The 16,031-nt window shown below is 72.1% G+C and carries 18 protein-coding genes; 6 read left to right on the top strand and 12 right to left on the bottom strand.

Annotated features, from left to right (window positions below; genetic code table 11):
- Positions 1-55: 55 nt before the first annotated feature.
- On the top strand, positions 56-271 hold the full coding sequence (locus tag AB0D29_RS34560) for a hypothetical protein (RefSeq protein ID WP_362859708.1): 216 nt from the start codon (positions 56-58) through the stop codon (positions 269-271).
- A gap of 115 nt (positions 272-386) precedes the next feature.
- Complete coding sequence (lysS, locus tag AB0D29_RS34555) at positions 387-2,114, top strand: lysine--tRNA ligase (RefSeq protein WP_362859707.1); 1,728 nt, start codon at positions 387-389, stop codon at positions 2,112-2,114.
- Positions 2,115-2,214: 100 nt separating this feature from the next.
- Here lysS and AB0D29_RS34550 read toward each other — a convergent pair whose 3' ends face one another.
- The 3 genes from AB0D29_RS34550 to AB0D29_RS34540 form a co-directional block, all read right to left on the bottom strand.
- Positions 2,215-3,576 (bottom strand): DUF2637 domain-containing protein, encoded by a 1,362-nt coding sequence (locus AB0D29_RS34550; protein WP_362859706.1) that lies wholly within the window; start codon positions 3,574-3,576, stop codon positions 2,215-2,217.
- A gap of 142 nt (positions 3,577-3,718) precedes the next feature.
- Positions 3,719-4,495, bottom strand: a complete 777-nt coding sequence (locus AB0D29_RS34545) for a DUF3558 domain-containing protein (RefSeq protein ID WP_362859705.1) — start codon at positions 4,493-4,495, stop codon at positions 3,719-3,721.
- A 114-nt stretch (positions 4,496-4,609) separates the two neighbouring features.
- Positions 4,610-5,503, bottom strand: a complete 894-nt coding sequence (locus AB0D29_RS34540) for a DUF3558 domain-containing protein (RefSeq protein WP_362859704.1) — start codon at positions 5,501-5,503, stop codon at positions 4,610-4,612.
- A 191-nt stretch (positions 5,504-5,694) separates the two neighbouring features.
- Between AB0D29_RS34540 and AB0D29_RS34535 the strand changes: the two genes are divergently transcribed.
- Positions 5,695-6,888, top strand: a complete 1,194-nt coding sequence (locus AB0D29_RS34535; protein WP_362859702.1) for an RtcB family protein — start codon at positions 5,695-5,697, stop codon at positions 6,886-6,888.
- Positions 6,889-6,965: 77 nt separating this feature from the next.
- Here the strand turns inward: AB0D29_RS34535 and AB0D29_RS34530 are convergent, their stop codons facing one another.
- The 3 genes from AB0D29_RS34530 to AB0D29_RS34520 all read right to left on the bottom strand — a co-directional run bounded on the left by AB0D29_RS34530 (position 6,966) and on the right by AB0D29_RS34520 (position 8,810).
- Complete coding sequence (locus AB0D29_RS34530; protein ID WP_362859701.1) at positions 6,966-7,784, bottom strand: hypothetical protein; 819 nt, start codon at positions 7,782-7,784, stop codon at positions 6,966-6,968.
- A 166-nt stretch (positions 7,785-7,950) separates the two neighbouring features.
- Positions 7,951-8,514 carry a Uma2 family endonuclease gene (locus AB0D29_RS34525; protein ID WP_362859699.1) on the bottom strand — a complete coding sequence of 188 codons (564 nt, stop codon included), beginning with the start codon at positions 8,512-8,514 and terminating at the stop codon, positions 7,951-7,953.
- A gap of 140 nt (positions 8,515-8,654) precedes the next feature.
- Positions 8,655-8,810: a hypothetical protein gene (locus AB0D29_RS34520; protein WP_362859698.1), complete on the bottom strand. Its 156-nt coding sequence runs from the start codon at positions 8,808-8,810 to the stop codon at positions 8,655-8,657.
- On the opposite strand from AB0D29_RS34520, the gene AB0D29_RS34515 reads away from it, so the two are divergent.
- A complete protein-coding gene (locus AB0D29_RS34515; protein WP_362859697.1) occupies positions 8,803-9,345 on the top strand; it encodes a polysaccharide deacetylase family protein in 543 nt (180 codons plus the stop codon). The two genes, AB0D29_RS34520 and AB0D29_RS34515, sit on opposite strands and share 8 nt — an antisense overlap.
- On the opposite strand, the gene AB0D29_RS34510 is transcribed toward AB0D29_RS34515, so the two are convergent.
- Together AB0D29_RS34510 and AB0D29_RS34505 are read right to left on the bottom strand one after the other, a co-directional pair.
- On the bottom strand, positions 9,342-10,118 hold the full coding sequence (locus AB0D29_RS34510; RefSeq protein ID WP_362859695.1) for an SDR family oxidoreductase: 777 nt from the start codon (positions 10,116-10,118) through the stop codon (positions 9,342-9,344). The genes AB0D29_RS34515 and AB0D29_RS34510 overlap by 4 nt on opposite strands.
- Positions 10,119-10,259: 141 nt before the next feature.
- Complete coding sequence (locus tag AB0D29_RS34505; protein WP_362859693.1) at positions 10,260-10,595, bottom strand: YnfA family protein; 336 nt, start codon at positions 10,593-10,595, stop codon at positions 10,260-10,262.
- A 119-nt stretch (positions 10,596-10,714) separates the two neighbouring features.
- On the opposite strand from AB0D29_RS34505, the gene AB0D29_RS34500 reads away from it, so the two are divergent.
- Positions 10,715-11,215: a hypothetical protein gene (locus AB0D29_RS34500; protein WP_362859691.1), complete on the top strand. Its 501-nt coding sequence runs from the start codon at positions 10,715-10,717 to the stop codon at positions 11,213-11,215.
- Between the two features lie 100 nt (positions 11,216-11,315).
- On the opposite strand, the gene AB0D29_RS34495 is transcribed toward AB0D29_RS34500, so the two are convergent.
- Both AB0D29_RS34495 and AB0D29_RS34490 read right to left on the bottom strand, forming a co-directional pair.
- Positions 11,316-12,044 carry a Mut7-C RNAse domain-containing protein gene (locus tag AB0D29_RS34495; RefSeq protein WP_362859690.1) on the bottom strand — a complete coding sequence of 243 codons (729 nt, stop codon included), beginning with the start codon at positions 12,042-12,044 and terminating at the stop codon, positions 11,316-11,318.
- Positions 12,045-12,086: 42 nt separating this feature from the next.
- Positions 12,087-12,503, bottom strand: coding sequence for a helix-turn-helix domain-containing protein (locus AB0D29_RS34490; protein ID WP_362859688.1), 417 nt, complete (start codon positions 12,501-12,503; stop codon positions 12,087-12,089).
- Between the two features lie 171 nt (positions 12,504-12,674).
- Here AB0D29_RS34490 and AB0D29_RS34485 point away from each other — a divergent pair, with 171 nt between their 5' ends.
- A complete protein-coding gene (locus AB0D29_RS34485) occupies positions 12,675-13,571 on the top strand; it encodes an NADP-dependent oxidoreductase (protein ID WP_362859762.1) in 897 nt (298 codons plus the stop codon).
- Here AB0D29_RS34485 and AB0D29_RS34480 read toward each other — a convergent pair.
- The gene (locus tag AB0D29_RS34480) at positions 13,555-14,163 is read right to left on the bottom strand and encodes a GNAT family N-acetyltransferase (RefSeq protein ID WP_362859687.1); all 609 of its coding nucleotides are present in this window, start codon (positions 14,161-14,163) and stop codon (positions 13,555-13,557) included. The two genes, AB0D29_RS34485 and AB0D29_RS34480, sit on opposite strands and share 17 nt — an antisense overlap.
- A gap of 106 nt (positions 14,164-14,269) precedes the next feature.
- Complete coding sequence (locus AB0D29_RS34475) at positions 14,270-15,790, bottom strand: zinc ribbon domain-containing protein (protein WP_362859686.1); 1,521 nt, start codon at positions 15,788-15,790, stop codon at positions 14,270-14,272.
- Positions 15,791-16,031 lie beyond the last annotated feature (241 nt).

Below are 16,031 nucleotides of genomic sequence, written 5' to 3'. Positions count from 1 at the left end.
GTGCCGCCGGATCCGGCGCGCTGGTCCCTGGGGGGACCTGAGCGAGGTCCGCACCGTGAAGGGCGCCGTGGTGCTGGTGCCCCGGCCCGGGGTGGAGCTGCCGGTGGTGCCCAGCGCGGCACCCTTCAGCCGGCCCGGGCGCCGGGCCGCGGCGTACGTCCGGCGGCACGGCAGCCCGCTCGTGCTGCTGCCCCAGGCGCTGGACGCCACGAAGCCGCAGATCCTCGCCGCGGTGCGGCGCCTCGGGCGGATCCCGCTCGCCGCCGACTGACGGGCCCGGCGCCGGTCGGCAAGCAACCCCGGAGCGGGTCGGCAAGCAACCTCGGAGCGGCCCGTTCCGTCTGGGAGAATGGCTGAAGCCAGCATTCGAGATAGAAGGACGTGTCGTGGCTCAGAGCAGCACCGAGACCGACTGGGTCTCCCGTTTCGCGGACGAGGTCATCGCCGAGGCGGAGCGCCGAGCACCCGGCAAACCTGTCGTCGTCGCGTCCGGACTCTCCCCCTCCGGCCCCATCCACCTGGGCAACCTCCGCGAGGTCATGACCCCGCACCTGGTCGCGGACGAGATCCGCCGCCGGGGCATCGAGGTCCGCCACCTCATCTCCTGGGACGACTACGACCGGTACCGCAAGGTGCCCGCCGGCGTGCCCGGCATCGACGAGTCGTGGGCCCAGCACATCGGGCGCCCGCTGACCGCCGTGCCCGCCCCGGCCGGCTCGGCGTACCCGAACTGGGCCGAGCACTTCAAGGCCGTCTTCGTCGAGGCACTGGCCGATATGGGCGTCGAGTACGACCCGATCAGCCAGACCGAGCAGTACACCACCGGTGTCTACCGCGAGCAGGTCCTGTTCGCGATGAAACACCGCGGCGACATCGACGCCGTCCTCGACCAGTACCGCACCAAGCAGAAGCCGGGCGGCAAGAAGCCCCAGCAGAAGCAGGTCGACGAGGCCGAGCTGGAGGCCGCCGAGGGCTCCGGCGCGGCCGCCGAGGACGACGGCAGCACCGGCGAGGGCGGGTACTTCCCGTACAAGCCGTACTGCGGCGAGTGCGGCAAGGACTTCACCAAGGTCACCTCGTACGACGACGAGACCACCGAGATGACCTACGTCTGCACCGAGGACGAGTTCACCGAGACGGTCAAGCTCAGCGAGTTCAACCGCGGCAAGCTCGTCTGGAAGGTCGACTGGCCCATGCGCTGGGCCTTCGAGGGCGTGATCTTCGAGCCCTCCGGCGTCGACCACTCCTCGCCCGGCTCGTCCTTCCAGGTCGGCGGCCAGATCGTGCACATCTTCGGCGGCGAGCAGCCGATCGGACCGATGTACGCCTTCGTCGGCATCAGCGGCATGGCCAAGATGTCCTCCAGCAAGGGCGGGGTCCCCACCCCGGCCGACGCGCTGAAGATCATGGAGCCGCAGCTGCTGCGCTGGCTGTACGCGCGCCGCCGCCCCAACCAGTCCTTCAAGATCGCCTTCGACCAGGAGATCCAGCGGCTCTACGACGAGTGGGACAAGCTGGAGTCCAAGGTCGCCGACGGCTCCGTCCTGCCCGCCGACGCCGCCGCGCACACCCGCGCCGTGCGCACCGCCACCGCCGAGCTGCCGCGCACCCCGCGGCCGATGCCGTACCGGACGCTCGCGTCCGTCGTCGACATCACCGCCGGCCACGACGAGCAGACCCTGCGCATCCTGACGGACCTCGACCCGTCGCAGCCGCTCACCTCCCTCGACGAGGTACGGCCGCGCCTGGACCGCGCCGAGAACTGGATCACCACCCAGGTCCCGGCCGACCAGCGCACCCTCGTACGCGAGGAAGCCGACACCGAGCTGCTGTCGTCCCTGGACGACGAGGGCCGCGAGTCGCTGCGCCTGCTGCTGGAGGGCCTGGACTCGCACTGGTCCCTCGACGGGCTGACCACGCTCGTCTACGGCGTCCCGAAGGTCATGGCCGGGCTGGAGCCCGACGCCAAGCCGACGCCCGAGCTCAAGGTCGCGCAGCGCACGTTCTTCGCGCTGCTCTACCGGCTCCTCGTGACCCGGGAGACCGGGCCGCGACTGCCCACGCTGCTGCTGGCGGTGGGCGCGGACCGGGTGCGCAAGCTGCTCGCCGTCTGAGACCTCACCGTCCAGGCCGCAGGAATCACGCGGAAGGGCCCGCACCCCTCGGGGTGCGGGCCCTTCCGCATGGTCGGACGGTGTGCCTCAGGCGGTGTGCTCAGGCGATGTGCTCGGCCTCGCGGTCCTTGTTGTAGCGCAGCTTGAACGCCGGGATCATCCGCCGCAGCAGGGAACCGCTGCGCGGGTGGGTCACGCCGTAGCCGTCCGAGAGGTGTATGTCGAGCGCCTCGGCCGACGGGTAGTCCTGCTTCTCGTCGGACAGCGCGCAGAACACCTTGTACGCGACCTCGGCGAACTCGGCCTCGTCGGGGGTCTCCGGGCCGTCCTCCGGGGCCTGCTGCACCTGGGCGGCCTGCGCACCCTGGGGGAGGTCCTCCTGGCGGGGCGCCGGGATCGGGAGGTCCTGCTGCACCGGCTGCTGCTCCTCCGGCCCCATCGGAGGCAGGACCGGAGTCGGCTCCAACCCCTCGACGTACTGCGGGTTGTATCCGCCCTCGTACGCCGCCTGCGGCGCCTTCGGCGCGGCGAACCACGCGCTGTTGTGCGCCGCCGGCATGGCCGTCGGCTCCACCGCGAACGGCGGCGGGCCGTGCACGACCGCGGGCGGCCCCGGCACCACGCCCTGCGCCTCACCCTGCGCCACGCCCTGCGCCTCGGCGGCCTGCCGGGCCTGCTCCGCCTGCTGGGCGAGCCCCGGCGCGGCCGCCGCGGCCACCAGCGCCGGAGCGCCGGCCGCCGCACCCTGCTGGTCCAGCGGGGGCAGCACCGCCGGCTCGATGCCCGTCATCGCCAGCGCCTCCGGAGCCGTCTCCTTGAGCGGCACGCCGATCCGGGCCAGCTTCAGCGGCATCAGCGCCTCCACCGGCGCCTTCCGCCGCCAGGAGCGCCCGTACCGCGCCTGCAGCCGGGCCTGGTAGATCAGCCGGTCCTGCTCCATGCCGACCGCCTGCTCGTAGGAGCGCAGCTCCCACAGCTTCATCCGGCGCCACAGCTTGAACGTGGGTATCGGCGACAGCAGCCACCGCGTGATGCGCACGCCCTCCATGTGCCGGTCCGCGGTGATGTCCGCGATCCGGCCCACGGCGTGCCGGGCGGCCTCCACCGTCACCACGAACAGGATCGGGATCACGGCGTGCATGCCGACACCCAACGGGTCGGGCCAGGACGCCGCCCCGTTGAAGGCGATGGTGGCCGCGGTCAGCAGCCAGGCCGTCTGACGCAGCAGCGGGAAGGGGATCCGGAGCCACGTCAGCAGCAGGTCCAGCGCGAGCAGCACACAGATGCCCGCGTCGATGCCGATCGGGAACACCAGCGAGAAGCTGCCGAAGCCTTTCTGCTCGGCGAGCGCGCGCACCGCGGCGTACGAGCCCGCGAAGCCGATCCCCGCGATGACCACGGCTCCCGCGACCACGACGCCGATGAGTATCCGGTGCGTACGAGTCAGCTGCATCGCGGCCACCCGCGATCCCCTCCCCTTGTCGAGCACATACCGAGCGCTGAAGTGCTTACCGAGCCTTTACCGAGCTGCGGCAGGCACAGCGTACGGGTGACTGGATGTCAGCGCCCCAGGAGGCCCCGCCCCGGGGCCTCCACCGTGACCACTACTGGGGCTGCGGCGACTGCGGCTGCTCCGCCGGCGGCTGCTCGGCCTGCTGCTTGTTGGCGGCGTCGACCGAGGCCACGGCCTCCTTGGCCGCAGCGACCGCGTCCTGGAGCAGCTTCGCCTGGTCCGGAGCGCCGGCACCCTCGTACGCGGCGCCGTTGTAGTCGAGCGTGACCACCACGTTCTGGTTGCGCGCCACGATCGTCGTGTTGAAGAAGTCGACGTCCTTCTTGACGCTGTAGACGACCGACGTGCCCTGCTCGCCGATCCCGTCCGTGGCCTCGGCCTTCAGGTTCTGCGCGCCCTCGGACGCCTTCGCCTTCTCGACCTGCTTGCTGTACTCCTCCTCCGCGCGCTTGTTGGCGCTGCCGAGCGAGGTGTGCGAGTCGGCACGGAAGAAGGAGAGCGACAGCCAGCGGTACTGCGAGCCCTTCAGACCGTCCGACTGCAGGCCGTTCCAGGCACAGCCGGCACGGCTGGTCAGGTCGTTCGACTTGGTCCCCGTACCGTTCTTGTCCTTCGCGTCCGGGACGACCGTGTCTATCGTCGCCGACCCGAGCGCCTTGCAGGGGTCCGGGAGCGTGGCGAAGGCCGCCTTCTCCAGCGGGGCGGACGACTTCGCGTTGGGCTTGGCCGACGAGGAGGAACTGGACTTCTTGCCGTCGTTCGAGCCCGAGTCCTTGCCCGAGTCGGACGAGCAGCCGGCGACGGTGAGGATCACCGGGACGGCTGCGCAGGCGAGAACGCGGGTGAGGCGCGAGGCTGATCGGTGCATGGTTCCTTCAGTGCGTGTGAGGGTCTTCTTCGGACGCGGGACCCGGGCAACGGTAGCCCGATCGGGTGCCCGCCTGCTGTGCGCGGCGTCACGCCCGGCTGCGGCGGGCGCCGCTCACTCGTTGAAACGCTCCACCAGGGCCTGCGCCAACTGCCGTGCCCTGTCCTGGGTTTCCAAACTCGACGGGACCGTGCCGGGCAGGGCGGGCTGCACGCTGTACTCGACCTTGACGATGACATTCGAGGTACGGAACACAATCCGCACGGTGCGCGCCTGCGCGGCCGTGGCCCCGGCGGGGCTCAGCTTGTCCTCGATGAAGGCGTCGCTGCCGAGTCCGTCGAGGACGCGGGAGCCGAGCTCGACCGGGGCGGACGGGGTCGCGCCGGGGGTCGGAGCGCCGGCCGGTGGCGCCGCGCCGGCCGGCGGCGTGGCGGCGGCCGAGGGAGCGGAGGGGTTGGGGGCGGCCGGGTTGGGGGCGGGGGGAGTGCCGGGAGTGCCGGGATTGGGGCTCGCGCTCGTGGCCGGCCCGGGGAAGGGCAGGTGCGCGTCGGTGAGCAGTCGTACGTAGACCTGCTTCGCCTTGTCGTCGTCGCTGGCGGTGGCCCGGTCGTACGAGACCACGCGCTCGAACCCGACCGACAGCAGCCGCGTCTCCTCGGGCGACTGCGCGGTCCAGCGGCAGCCGACGTGCCGGTCCCCGTCGTACGAGGAGTCCGCGACGCCGGCGTACATCTGGTCGCGCTGCTCGGGAGTGAGGCTGTCGCCCGCCGGCAGCATGGCCTTGAGCTTCTTGCTGTCGACGCCGGCCTTGCAGGGCGCGGGCAGACTGCGGTACTTCCCCGGCTGGGCGGGCACGGCGGGGTTGCCGCCCGCCTTCGAGTCACTGGTGCCGCCGCCGCTGCTCCCGCCGGTGCACCCGGTCAGACCGAGCGCGCCGGCCGCGAGCGCGGTGAGCACCGCGATGCCTGGCAGGATCCGCGACCCTCGCCGTACCGCCTTGCGCTGCACGTCCACTGGCTCCCTTCGACCGCCGGGACCCCGGTGGTCAGGAAAATGCGTTGCCGCTACTTGGTCACGGCTGAACACAATGTCTATCGCACACGCTGGTGCTGGCGCCGGTCCCCTGTCGTATTTGGGATCAAGAGCGAGGCTTTTTGCGCATTCTGACTTTTCTGTGGTTTTCGGGGGATTGATTCCGTATGTCGTATGTAGAGGTACCCGGGGCGAACGTCCCCATCCGGATGTGGACGGACCCGGCGTCGGTCGAGGACGGCGCGATGCAGCAGCTGCGCAACGTCGCCACCCTCCCGTGGATCAAGGGCCTGGCCGTCATGCCGGACGTCCACTACGGCAAGGGCGCCACGGTCGGCTCGGTGATCGCCATGAAGGACGCGGTCTGCCCGGCGGCGGTGGGCGTGGACATCGGCTGCGGCATGTCGGCGGTGAAGACGTCCCTGACGGCGAACGACCTGCCGGGGGACCTGTCCAAGCTCCGCTCGAAGATCGAGCAGGCGATCCCGGTGGGGAACGGGATGCACCGCGAGGCGGTGGACCCGTCGCGGCTGTACGGGTTCACCGAGGCGGGCTTCGGGGACCTGTGGGAGCGCTTCGACTACGTCGCGGATGCGGTGAAGTTCCGGCGGGACCGGGCGATGCGGCAAATGGGAAGCCTTGGCCAAGGGAATCATTTTTGTGAGGTATGTGTCGATACATCCGGTTCGGTGTGGCTCATGCTGCACTCGGGTTCACGGAACATCGGCAACGAGTTGGCTGCGTTCCACATCAACGTGGCCCGCGGACTCTCGCACAACCAAGGCCTCGTGGACCGGGACCTCGCCGTCTTCCTCGCGGCCACGCCGGAGATGGAGGCGTACCGCAACGACCTCTTCTGGGCCCAGGAGTACGCGAAGTACAACCGCGCCGTGATGATGAGCCTGTTCAAGGAGGTGTTCCGGAAGGAGTTCCGGAAGGCGAAGGTCTCCTTCGACCGGGAAATCAGCTGCCACCACAACTACGTGGCTGAGGAGCGGTACGACGGGATGGACCTGCTGGTCACGCGCAAGGGCGCGATCCGCGCCGGCAGCGGCGACTACGGGATCATCCCGGGCTCCATGGGCACGGGCTCGTACATCGTGAAGGGCCTGGGCAACGAGAAGTCGTTCAACTCGGCCTCGCACGGCGCGGGCCGGAAGATGAGCCGGACGGCGGCGAAGAAGAAGTTCTCGGCGCGCGACCTGGTGGAGCAGACCAAGGGTGTGGAGTGCCGCAAGGACTCGGGCGTCGTGGACGAGATCCCGGGCGCGTACAAGTCGATCGAGCAGGTCATCGACCAGCAGACCGACCTCGTGCAGGTCGTGGCCAAGCTCAAGCAGGTCATCTGCATCAAGGGATGAGGCCCGGCCCGGTTGACGGGCGAACGGAGGGGCCCGGACCGATCACCATCGGTCCGGGCCCCTCTGCGTGGGTTTGCTCAGGTGCAGTCGTTCTGCAGACGCCACAGGCGCACGGAGCAACTCTGCTTGGTTCGATTGAGGGCGATGCCGGCCGCTACAGGGTCGTTCAGCCTCAGTAGCTCTTGATCCTCCTGTGAGGTCCAGCGGCGTCGCGGCGGAGCGATCCGCATCGTCGCAGGACGAACCCAGGCCTGGATCGCCTCCGCATTCGCCTTCTTGTGCGCGAGCGCGAGGGAGCCGTCATAGTAGAAGTGTGTGGCGAGTTGCTGCGCTGTCTCCTTGTAGTAGCAGACGTTGTACACGCCATCGCGCGTGTTGCGTGAGATCGTGCGCTCTGTTCCGGTGACCTTCTTGCCGTAGTGGCACAGGTAGGCAGCAACCGCTGTGCTGGCCGAGGTCAGGGAGAGGTAGGGGAAACCCTGGGCGGTCCAGCCGAGCGACCCGTCTGCATCGATGATTCCCCGGAGGTAATCGGGGCGGGAGAAGTCCGCACGGGGCGGTTTGATGGTCAGGGACTTCTTGCCGTAGGGGATCCCGAGCTCGTTGACGATGCTCCTCGCTTCGAGTGAGCAGACGGTCCACGTTGCCGAATGGGCGCGGGCGGCGAAGTTCGTGCTGCGGACGCGCTCGGTGATGGAGCTGTAGTAGGGCGTCAGCTGCTGGAACTCGCGGAGGATGTGGATATCCCGTGCGTTGATCTCGGCGGTGAGCTTGCCCTTCTGGCCCTTGCCCTGTGCGAGGTGGCCATCGGCTTGGAGGAAGCCGAACATGTAGGCGTAGCGGGGGTCTTCGAGGTCCATGAAGCGCGCGGGGGCGCTAGGGTCCTGGTCAGCCATGAGGAAGTCCTTCTTCCCTGTTGGTGAGGCCCTCGGCCGGGACTGCCATCTCGGGCGGGGGCCGTTTGTGTTGTGGCTGAACCTAGGTAGGGGTGTGGCGTGCCGTAGGTGGATCGGACGTCGTTCACTCGAACGTATGGCGGAATGTCACATGTCCTGGAAGGGCTCAGTCCTCGTCGCCGTCGAGGAGGAGATTCACGGGGAGGTCGAGGGACACCCCGACGTACTCGGGCACCGTGATGGACTCGCCCCGCTTGTGGGACGTGCGGAGCCGGTAGGTGCCGTTGCGCGGGTCGCTGCAGACCGCGACCTCGTCGTGACGGCGGTCGGCGATGATGTAGAAGGGGATGTCGGCCTTGGCGTAGGCGTCGACCTTCGGTCCGAGGTCATCCGACCAGTTCGTGGAGGTCACCTCGACGATGAGGCGAAAGACGTCGGGCGGGTAGCAGTCGTTGCGTCCCTTGAAGGCGAGGAAGTCCTTGCTGACGAGTGCGAAGTCCGGGATGGCGTAGTCGTCCGGGCCGGTGGGCAGCCAGATGCCGACACCCTGGACGTAGCGCAGGCCGGCTTTCTTGGCCCCAGCCTCGTAGAACTTCTCGATCAGCCAGCTCAGAGCGAGCGCGTGCGCCCCGTCGGCGTGAGGTGTGGCGGTGAGCCGTCCTTGGAGGATCTCCACACGGTGGCGGGGGAGTTCCCGGGCGAGACGGTCGGCGGCTTGTGTGATGCTCATGGCTTGCTCCTTCTCGCGGCTCACGGTTGCGGAGCGCAGGCGTGGCCGCCGACATTCTGCGCGGATTCACCCATACGGGCCCGGGGTATGCAGGTCGTCAACTTCCGCTCGGCGCAGGAGGGTTGACGGTGGGAGATGGTCTAGACCAGGGTGGGCGGCATGGGGAGATCTCGTGTGGTGGTCGCCGTGTGCGCGGCGTTGTCGCTTGCCTTGGGGGCCGCTGGGTCCGCGCAGGCCGGGGTGGGGTTGCCGGGGGTCGTGGCGCAGGTGCCGACCCGGGAGAAGGTCGTGTTCATCACGATCGACGACGGGTGGAACCACGATCCGGAGGCGGCTCGGATCCTGCTGGAGAAGCGGGTGCCGGTGACGTTGTTCCTGCTGCCCGGGGCGATCTCGTACGACACCGGGTACTTCACCCGGCTCACGGAGGAGGGGCGGGCGAGTGTGGAGAACCACACCGTCAACCATCCGGATCTCACCACGCTCGACGCGGTCGGCAAGGATGCCGAGGTGTGCGGGGCCGGGGAGCGGATCGAGGCGGCGTTCGGGCGGGCGCCGAAGCTGCTGCGGCCGCCGTACGGGGCCGTGAACGACGAGGTGCGGCTCGCGGCGAAGGCGTGCGGGGTGAAGGCGCTCGTCACGTGGACGCACGACTTCACCACGTGGGGCGAGACCCCGCCCACGCCGCGGCTGAAGGCCGGGGACATCGTGCTGCTGCACTTCACGCCGACGCTGGCGGCGGATCTGGAGCGGGCGCTGGGCGCGGCGAGGGCCGCGGGGCTGAAGCCCGCGGCCCTGATGCCGCACCTCAAGGCGGCCGGGCTGGCCTAGAGGTCGCGGTGGACCTTCGTGTTCGAGGCCTGGGCGCGGGGGCGGACCACGAGGAGGTCGATGTTGACGTGGCTGGGGCGGGTGACCGCCCAGGTGATGGTGTCGGCCACGTCGTCGGCGGACAGGGGTTCCGCGACGCCCGCGTAGACCTTCTCCGCCTTCTCGGCGTCGCCGCGGAAGCGGGTCTTCGCGAACTCCTCCGTCTTGACCATGCCGGGGGCGATCTCGATGACGCGTACGGGCTGGCCGACGATCTCCAGGCGGAGGGTCTCGGCGAGGACGCGGGCGCCGTTCTTGGCCGCGACGTAGCCGGCGCCGCCCTCGTACGTGGAGTGGCCGGCGGTGGAGGAGAGGACCACGACCGTGCCGTCGCCGGAGGCGGTGAGGGCGGGGAGCAGGGCCTGGGTGACGTTGAGGGTGCCGATGACGTTGACCTCGTACATCGTGCGCCAGTCGGCGGGGTCGCCGGTGGCGACGGGCTCGGCTCCGATGGCGCCGCCCGCGTTGTTGACGAGTACGTCGACGGAGGGGTAGCGGTCGAGGGAGGCTGCGAAAGCGTCGACGGCGGTGCGGTCGGTGACGTCGAGGGCGTGGGCGGCCGCGGAGTGGCCGGCTTCGGTGAGCTCGGCGGCGAGGGCCTCGATGCGGTCCTTGCGGCGGGCGGTGAGGACGACGTGGTAGCCGGCGGCGGCGAGCTGCCGGGCGGTGGCCGCGCCGATGCCACTGCTCGCGCCGGTGACGACGGCGGTTCGGGTGGCCGGTGCGGTGCTCATCTGCGGGCTCCTCGGTCGTGTGTGGCGTCGGTCGTTCGTACGGGCGATTACCCGCCAGCATAGGCGGGGCCCGGCGGCCCGGCGGCCCGGCGGCCCGGTGGTCCCGTGGTCCCGTGGTCCCGTGGTCCGGTGGACCGTGGATCAGCGTCCGCGTGGGGCGTACATGATCACGGCCATGCCGCCGAGGCAGACGAGGGCTCCGATGACGTCCCAGCGGTCGGGGCGGTAGCCGTCGGCGACGGCGCCCCAGAGGAGGGATCCGGCGACGAAGACCCCGCCGTAGGCGGCGAGGACGCGGGCGAAGTCGCCCTGGGGCTGGAGGGTGGCGACGAAGCCGTAGAGGCCGAGGGCGATCACTCCGGCGCCGATCCAGGCCCAGCCCTTGTGCTCGCGGACGCCCTGCCACACGAGCCAGGCGCCGCCGATCTCCAGGAGGGCGGCGAGGGCGAACAGTGCGGCGGAGCGTGCGATCAGCATGGCTGGAAGCCTATGAGGGCGCGCGGGGGCAGATGGGGGTACGGCCCGCCCTCATTCGTGTGATGGTCCGATCGGCCGTGGTCGCCGGTGGCTAGCCTCCGCGCGAGGAGGTGGTGGCGGTGCGCCGTGGTGCCGTACGGAGTGTGGTGGTGGCGGGGTTGCTGGCGCTGGGTGCGGGTGCGGGTGCGCCGCCCGGGTGGGCCTCGGTGTCGGCCGGGCCCGGGCCCGAAGCCGAAGCCGAGGCCGACGTGGCGTACCACGGCCGGGTGCACCTGTCGGGGGCGCAGCTGCGGATCTGGCTGGTCCCGGAGAACGACGGGCCGGCGGCGCTGGCGAACGCGACGGTGCGGGTGCGGCTGTCGGCCGAGCTCGCGGACCGGCAGCAGCTGGCGGAGGGCTGTGCGCGGGCGGGTGTGCGCGAGGTGGTGTGCGAGACGGGCCCGCTGCCGCTGCACGGGCGCGGCCGGCACATCGGGCTGGCGCTGGCGCTGCGGGAGCGGGTGCCGGAGGTGGTGCTGCGCGTCGACACGTGGTGGAACGGCGGCGCGACGGACCGGAACCACGTGAACAACGAGCACGTGGTGCTGGCGCTGGACACCGGGGACGCCTACGCCTTCTAGGTTCCTCCGTGATCGTCCTGTCCGCCTGTCCGCCTGTCCGCCTGTCCGCCTGTCCGCTTCTCCGCTTCTCCGTCTGTCCGCCCGGACGGGCTCTGGTCGGTCAGGGCGTGCCGAATTCGACGAGGGCGTCCTCGACGATCCGTTCCAGGCGGGCGTGGTGGGCGCCGCGCCAGTAGACGCGCTCGCATGCGGAGCACTGCGCGAACACGTCGTAGGAGCGGTGCGTGCCGTGTTCGAGGCGGTCGCCGACGCTCTCCTTGTCGGCTTCGTGGAGCGGGCCGTTGCAGGCGGTGCAGCGGGTCCACGGTGCGAGGACGGGTGCGAACCGGCTGAGGACGTCGCGCAGTTGTTCGTCGGGGTTGTCGCTGTAGACGTACGCGCCGGCGAACAGCTCGCGGCGGCGCAGCAGTCCGCGGTCGCGGGAGAGCAGGACGCGCTGCTCGGCGGCGGAGCGGGTGGCGAGGGCGGGGTCGCCGATGTCCTCGTTCTCGTAGGCGGCGTCGACGCCGAGCAGGCGCAGGCGGCGGGCGAGGGTGCCGAGGTGGACGTCGAGGAGGAAGCGGAGCGGGGCGCCGGGGATCCGCTGGGGGCGTTCGACCCCGAACACCTCGACGTCCTGGCCGTCTTGGGGGACGTACGAGGCGGGCACCTCGTGGCCGTCGACGAGGAGGCGGCCGACCTCGGTGAGCGGGACGCCGGCCGATTCGACGACGTGGCCGAGGCTGGAGGCGCCGTCGGTCACGGTCGGTACGCGGTCCACGCGCCGGCTGGGCGGGGCGAAGAGGCGCAGTTCGGGGGCGAGGGTGAGCTGAATGCCGGGTCCGTTCACGCTGCCAGCATGCCACTGCCGGGGCGGTGGTCGCGGCTGAATTTATGAGGTTCCGGCGGCCTGGTCGTACGTGTCGCGATGGGCGCTGACCTCGTCGAAGTGGTTCTCGGCCCAGAGCTTCACGGAGGAGAGGAGGCAGCTGAGGCTGCCGCCGAGGTCGGTGAGGCGGTAGTCGACGCGGACGGGGACGGTGGGGGTGACGGTGCGGTCGACGAGGCCGTCGCGTTCGAGGGAGCGCAGGGTCTGGGTGAGCATCTTCTGGCTGACGCCGGGGATCTTGCGGCCGAGGTCGCTGTAGCGCAGCGAGCGGTTTTCGGCCTCGGCGAGGGCGCTGACGATGAGGCCGACCCACTTGTCGCTGATGCGGGCCAGGAGTTGGCCGGTGGGGCACTCCTTGAGGAAGGCGTCGTAGCCGGCGCGGGCTTCCGCGCGTCGGGCCGCGGCGGTGCTGGTGGCCATGGGTCCCCACTTCCGGGTCGGGTACGCACTCTGGAGTGCGTACTTACGGAAAGAGAGTACCTCTCCCTAGGTTAGTGCCCATCGGAAACACGGCAACGCGGCGACGCGGCAACGCGGTGACGAACTGCGTTACGTACAAGGGGAGATGGCGACATGGGTGACGAGCGGACGATGCTGGCGGTCGTGGTGAACGGGTTCGGCGGGCCGGAGCGGGTCGAGCTGGCCGAGGTCCCGGTGCCGCGGCCGGCGGCGGGCCAGGTCAGGATCCGGGTCCGGGCCGCCGGGCTCAACCCGGTGGACGGGGCGGTCCGCGCCGGCGCCTTCGGCGGCGCCGGGCAGCGGATCGGCCTCGGCTGGGAGGTGGCCGGGGAGATCGACGAGGTGGGCGCGGACGTGACCGGCCACAGCCGTGGCGACCGGGTCGTGGGGCTGCACTACGGGACGGTGAAGCCGCTCGGCACGCACGCGGAGTACGTGGTGCTCGACGCCTCGGCGGTGGCGGCCGCGCCGGTCGCCGTGGACGCCGTGGCGGCGGCGGGGCTGCCGCTGGCCGGGCTCACCGCGGCCCGTGCGGTGGACCTGCTGGGGCTCGCCCCCGGCGCCTCGGTGCTGGTCACCGGCGCCGCGGGCGTGGTCGGCGGGCTCGCGGTGCAGCTCGCGGCGCGGGCCGGACTGGTGGTGACGGCCCTGGCGGGGGCCGGGGACGAGGCGCTCGTACGGTCCCTGGGCGCGGCTGACTTCGTCCCGCGCGGCGCGGCTCCGGCCGGGCCGGTGGACGGGGTCCTGGACACGGCCGTACTGGGGGAGTCCGCGCTGGGCTTCGTCCGCGACGGCGGGGTCTACATCGGCGTGATCCCCGGCGCGGCCCCGGCCGCGGAGCGCGGGATCCGGGTCGAGGAGCAGGAGGTCGCGGCGGACGGGGAGCACCTGGCCCGCCTGGTGGCGCTGGTGGACGCGGGCGAGCTCACGCTCCGGGTCGCGGAGACCGTTGCGCTGGCCGAGGCGCCGAAGGCGCACGAACGCCTCGCCACGGCGGGGGTCCGCGGCCGCATCATCCTGACGGCGTGATCCCGGCCGAGGGCGTGGGTCCGGCCGGCGGGGTGGTTCCGGCCGAGGGGACGGTTCCGGCCGGCGGGGTGGTTCCGGGTCGCCGGCCCATCCGGTAGCGCCAGTCGAAGCTCGGGTGGGGCACCCCGGGCGGGTACTCGAAGTCGACCTCTCCCAGGTTCTCGAACCCCGCACGCCGGCAGACCGCGTTCGACGCCGGGTGGTCCGTCCCCGGGAAGGCGTGGACGCTGTCGCGGGTGCCGTGGAGGCGGACGTAGGCGAGCAGTTCCGTGAGCGCCGCCACCGCCAGCCCGCGGCCCTGGAACTCGGGCAGCACGCCCCAGCCGACCTCGTAGACCGGCTCGCCCCGCCACTCGCGCTCCCAGAAGCCGACGGAGCCGACGCTCTCGCCGGTCGGCTCCAGCACGACCCGGAACATCCGCCCGGCGGCCGGCTCCCGCGCGCTCAGGGCCTCGTACCGCCGCTGGCGGTCGGCGAGCTTCTCCGGGGTCTCCGGCCCGCCGAGATGCTCGGTCATCGCGGGTTCGTTCTTGCGCTCCAGCAGCCAGAAGTCCCCGTCACCCCACGGCTCCAGCCGCACACGTGTCTCCATGGGGACCCACGGTATGCGGCCGGTGCGTGCGGCGGTCCGGCTTCATCCCCCGGTCCACTTCGCGCTGTCGTGGGTGGTGCGGTGGGTCAGGGTGACCGGGGGCTCGTCAGCTTCGCTGGAAGAACTCCACCTCCGCCAGGGCGAGATGGCGGTCCGGGGCCGACCCGGCGGGTGCGTCGAGGGTCAGGCCGATCGTCGTGGCGTCGCTGATGCCGGTGGGGAAGGTCTGGGGACCGGGTTTGTCGCTCAGGGTGAACTTCTTGTGGACCTTCCGGCCGTCCCGCGCCGTCACCTCCATGTCGATCTGGAGTGCGCGCGCCTGCTTCGCGTAGTCCTCGGGCGACGAGGAGGCGCCGTTGGTGATGATCACGGCGACCAGGCGGAAGGGCTTGGCGAAGGTGTACGTCGCGGAGGCGCCGGGGGCGGGCGCGCCCCAGTAGCGGTTGTTGAGCCCGTCCGTGCTGTTGCCCACGGGGTGCCCGGGAACCTCGGCGCTCGCCTCGACGCGGGTGGCGGTCACCGCCTTGGCCTTGCCGAGCTTGTCCCGGGTGTCCTCGATCAGGTGGCGTCCGGCCGGCAGCAGCAGGAAGCCGCCCGCGCACAGGGCCAGTACGACGGCCAGGACCACCAGGAAGCGCACCATCCGGCCCGATCCGGCGCGGGTGCGGCGGCGCAGCGGCCAGACCGTCCGCCACCACGGGAGGGGAGGCGGTGCGGTGCTGGGCGTGAGCGGAGCCGCGCAACGGCGGCAGAAGCGGCGGTCCGGTGGGTTGGGCGTGCCGCAGGCGGGGCACGGGACGCCGGCGACGTCGTCGCTGACCGCGGCGGGCCGCACGACGGGGCGCGGGGCGACCGCCCTGGCGGGCTGCACGGGCTGAGGCGACGTTGTCGCTCCCGCTGGGGTGGCGGGTTGGGCGGGTGCCCGGGGCGCGACGGGCTCGGGCGCGGCGGGTCGCCTGGCGGCGGGCGAAGCCGGGGGCACCGCCGCGGGGCCTGCGGCCGGGCGTGACTCGGCGGGGCCGGGCTCTGTCCGGGCGGGCGTGGCGGGGCCGGGCGCGGCCGGGCCGGCCTCTGCCCCGGTGGGCGTGGCCGGGCGGGGCTCCGAGGCGGTGGGCGCGGCCGGGTTGGACCGCCAGCGCAGCCAGGGCAGCCGCCGGGCCGTCCCGGCGGGTGCGGGCGGGTTGGACTCGGCCCTGGTGGGCGCGGGCGGGTTGGCCTGCGAGGCGGGGGGCGTGGCCGGGTTGGACTCGACCCCGGTGGGCGCGGGCGGGTTGGCCTGCGAGGCGGTGGGCGTGGACCGGGCCGACCGTCCGCGCTGCCAGGGCAGCCGCCAGGCCGTCCCGGCGGGGGCCTGCCGGTCCGCGTCGCCCGCCGCGCGCGGGGCAGCCTGCGCACCGGCGGGCGCGGACGGGGCCGACTCTGCCCCGGTGGGCGTGGGCGGGCCGGACTCCGCCCGGGCGGGCGCAGGCGGGCCCGGCTCGGCGCCGGCGGGAGGCGTCGGGTGGGGCGCCGCCCCGGACGGGGTGGGCGTGGACCCGTTGCGCGGCCCGGCGGGGGCCTGCCGGTTCGTGTCGGCCGACGAGGGTAGGGCGGCCTGCGCGCCGATGGGTGCGGGCGAGCCGGACACCGTCCGGGTGGGCGTGGGCGGGCCGGGCTCGGCGCTGGTGGGAGGTGTCGGGTGGGGCTCCGCTCCGGACGGGGCGGGCGTGGACCCGTTGCGCGGCCCGGCGGGGGCCTGCCGGTTTGCTTCGGCCGACGCGGGCGGGGCGGGCTGCGCGCGCCGAGCTGTGCCAGGTCGCCGCGTGGATCGCCTTCGACGCCGAACGGCACGGGGTGTCGCGGCGGCTCCACCTGCGGGCCCTGGAGCT

This window comes from Streptomyces sp. NPDC048424 (genome assembly GCF_040651555.1).
Taxonomy (GTDB): domain Bacteria; phylum Actinomycetota; class Actinomycetes; order Streptomycetales; family Streptomycetaceae; genus Streptomyces.
This window is presented reverse-complemented; position numbering and strand designations above follow the sequence as displayed.

Bases quoted from the DNA above. Each gene is read 5' to 3' on its own strand.
- AB0D29_RS34520 (WP_362859698.1), bottom strand. From the start codon at position 8,810: ATGAACACGACCTTCTCCCGGGTCGGCACCTGCGCCACGACCCCCGGC.
- AB0D29_RS34505 (WP_362859693.1), bottom strand. From the start codon at position 10,595: ATGCTGATCGCACGCTCCGCCGCACTGTTCGCCCTCGCCGCCCTCCTG.
- AB0D29_RS34530 (WP_362859701.1), bottom strand. From the start codon at position 7,784: ATGGCTGACCAGGACCCTAGCGCCCCCGCGCGCTTCATGGACCTCGAA.
- AB0D29_RS34525 (WP_362859699.1), bottom strand. From the start codon at position 8,514: ATGAGCATCACACAAGCCGCCGACCGTCTCGCCCGGGAACTCCCCCGC.
- AB0D29_RS34490 (WP_362859688.1), bottom strand. From the start codon at position 12,503: ATGGCCACCAGCACCGCCGCGGCCCGACGCGCGGAAGCCCGCGCCGGC.
- AB0D29_RS34545 (WP_362859705.1), bottom strand. From the start codon at position 4,495: ATGCACCGATCAGCCTCGCGCCTCACCCGCGTTCTCGCCTGCGCAGCC.
- AB0D29_RS34510 (WP_362859695.1), bottom strand. From the start codon at position 10,118: ATGAGCACCGCACCGGCCACCCGAACCGCCGTCGTCACCGGCGCGAGC.
- AB0D29_RS34480 (WP_362859687.1), bottom strand. From the start codon at position 14,163: ATGGAGACACGTGTGCGGCTGGAGCCGTGGGGTGACGGGGACTTCTGG.
- AB0D29_RS34485 (WP_362859762.1), top strand. From the start codon at position 12,675: ATGCTGGCGGTCGTGGTGAACGGGTTCGGCGGGCCGGAGCGGGTCGAG.
- AB0D29_RS34535 (WP_362859702.1), top strand. From the start codon at position 5,695: ATGTCGTATGTAGAGGTACCCGGGGCGAACGTCCCCATCCGGATGTGG.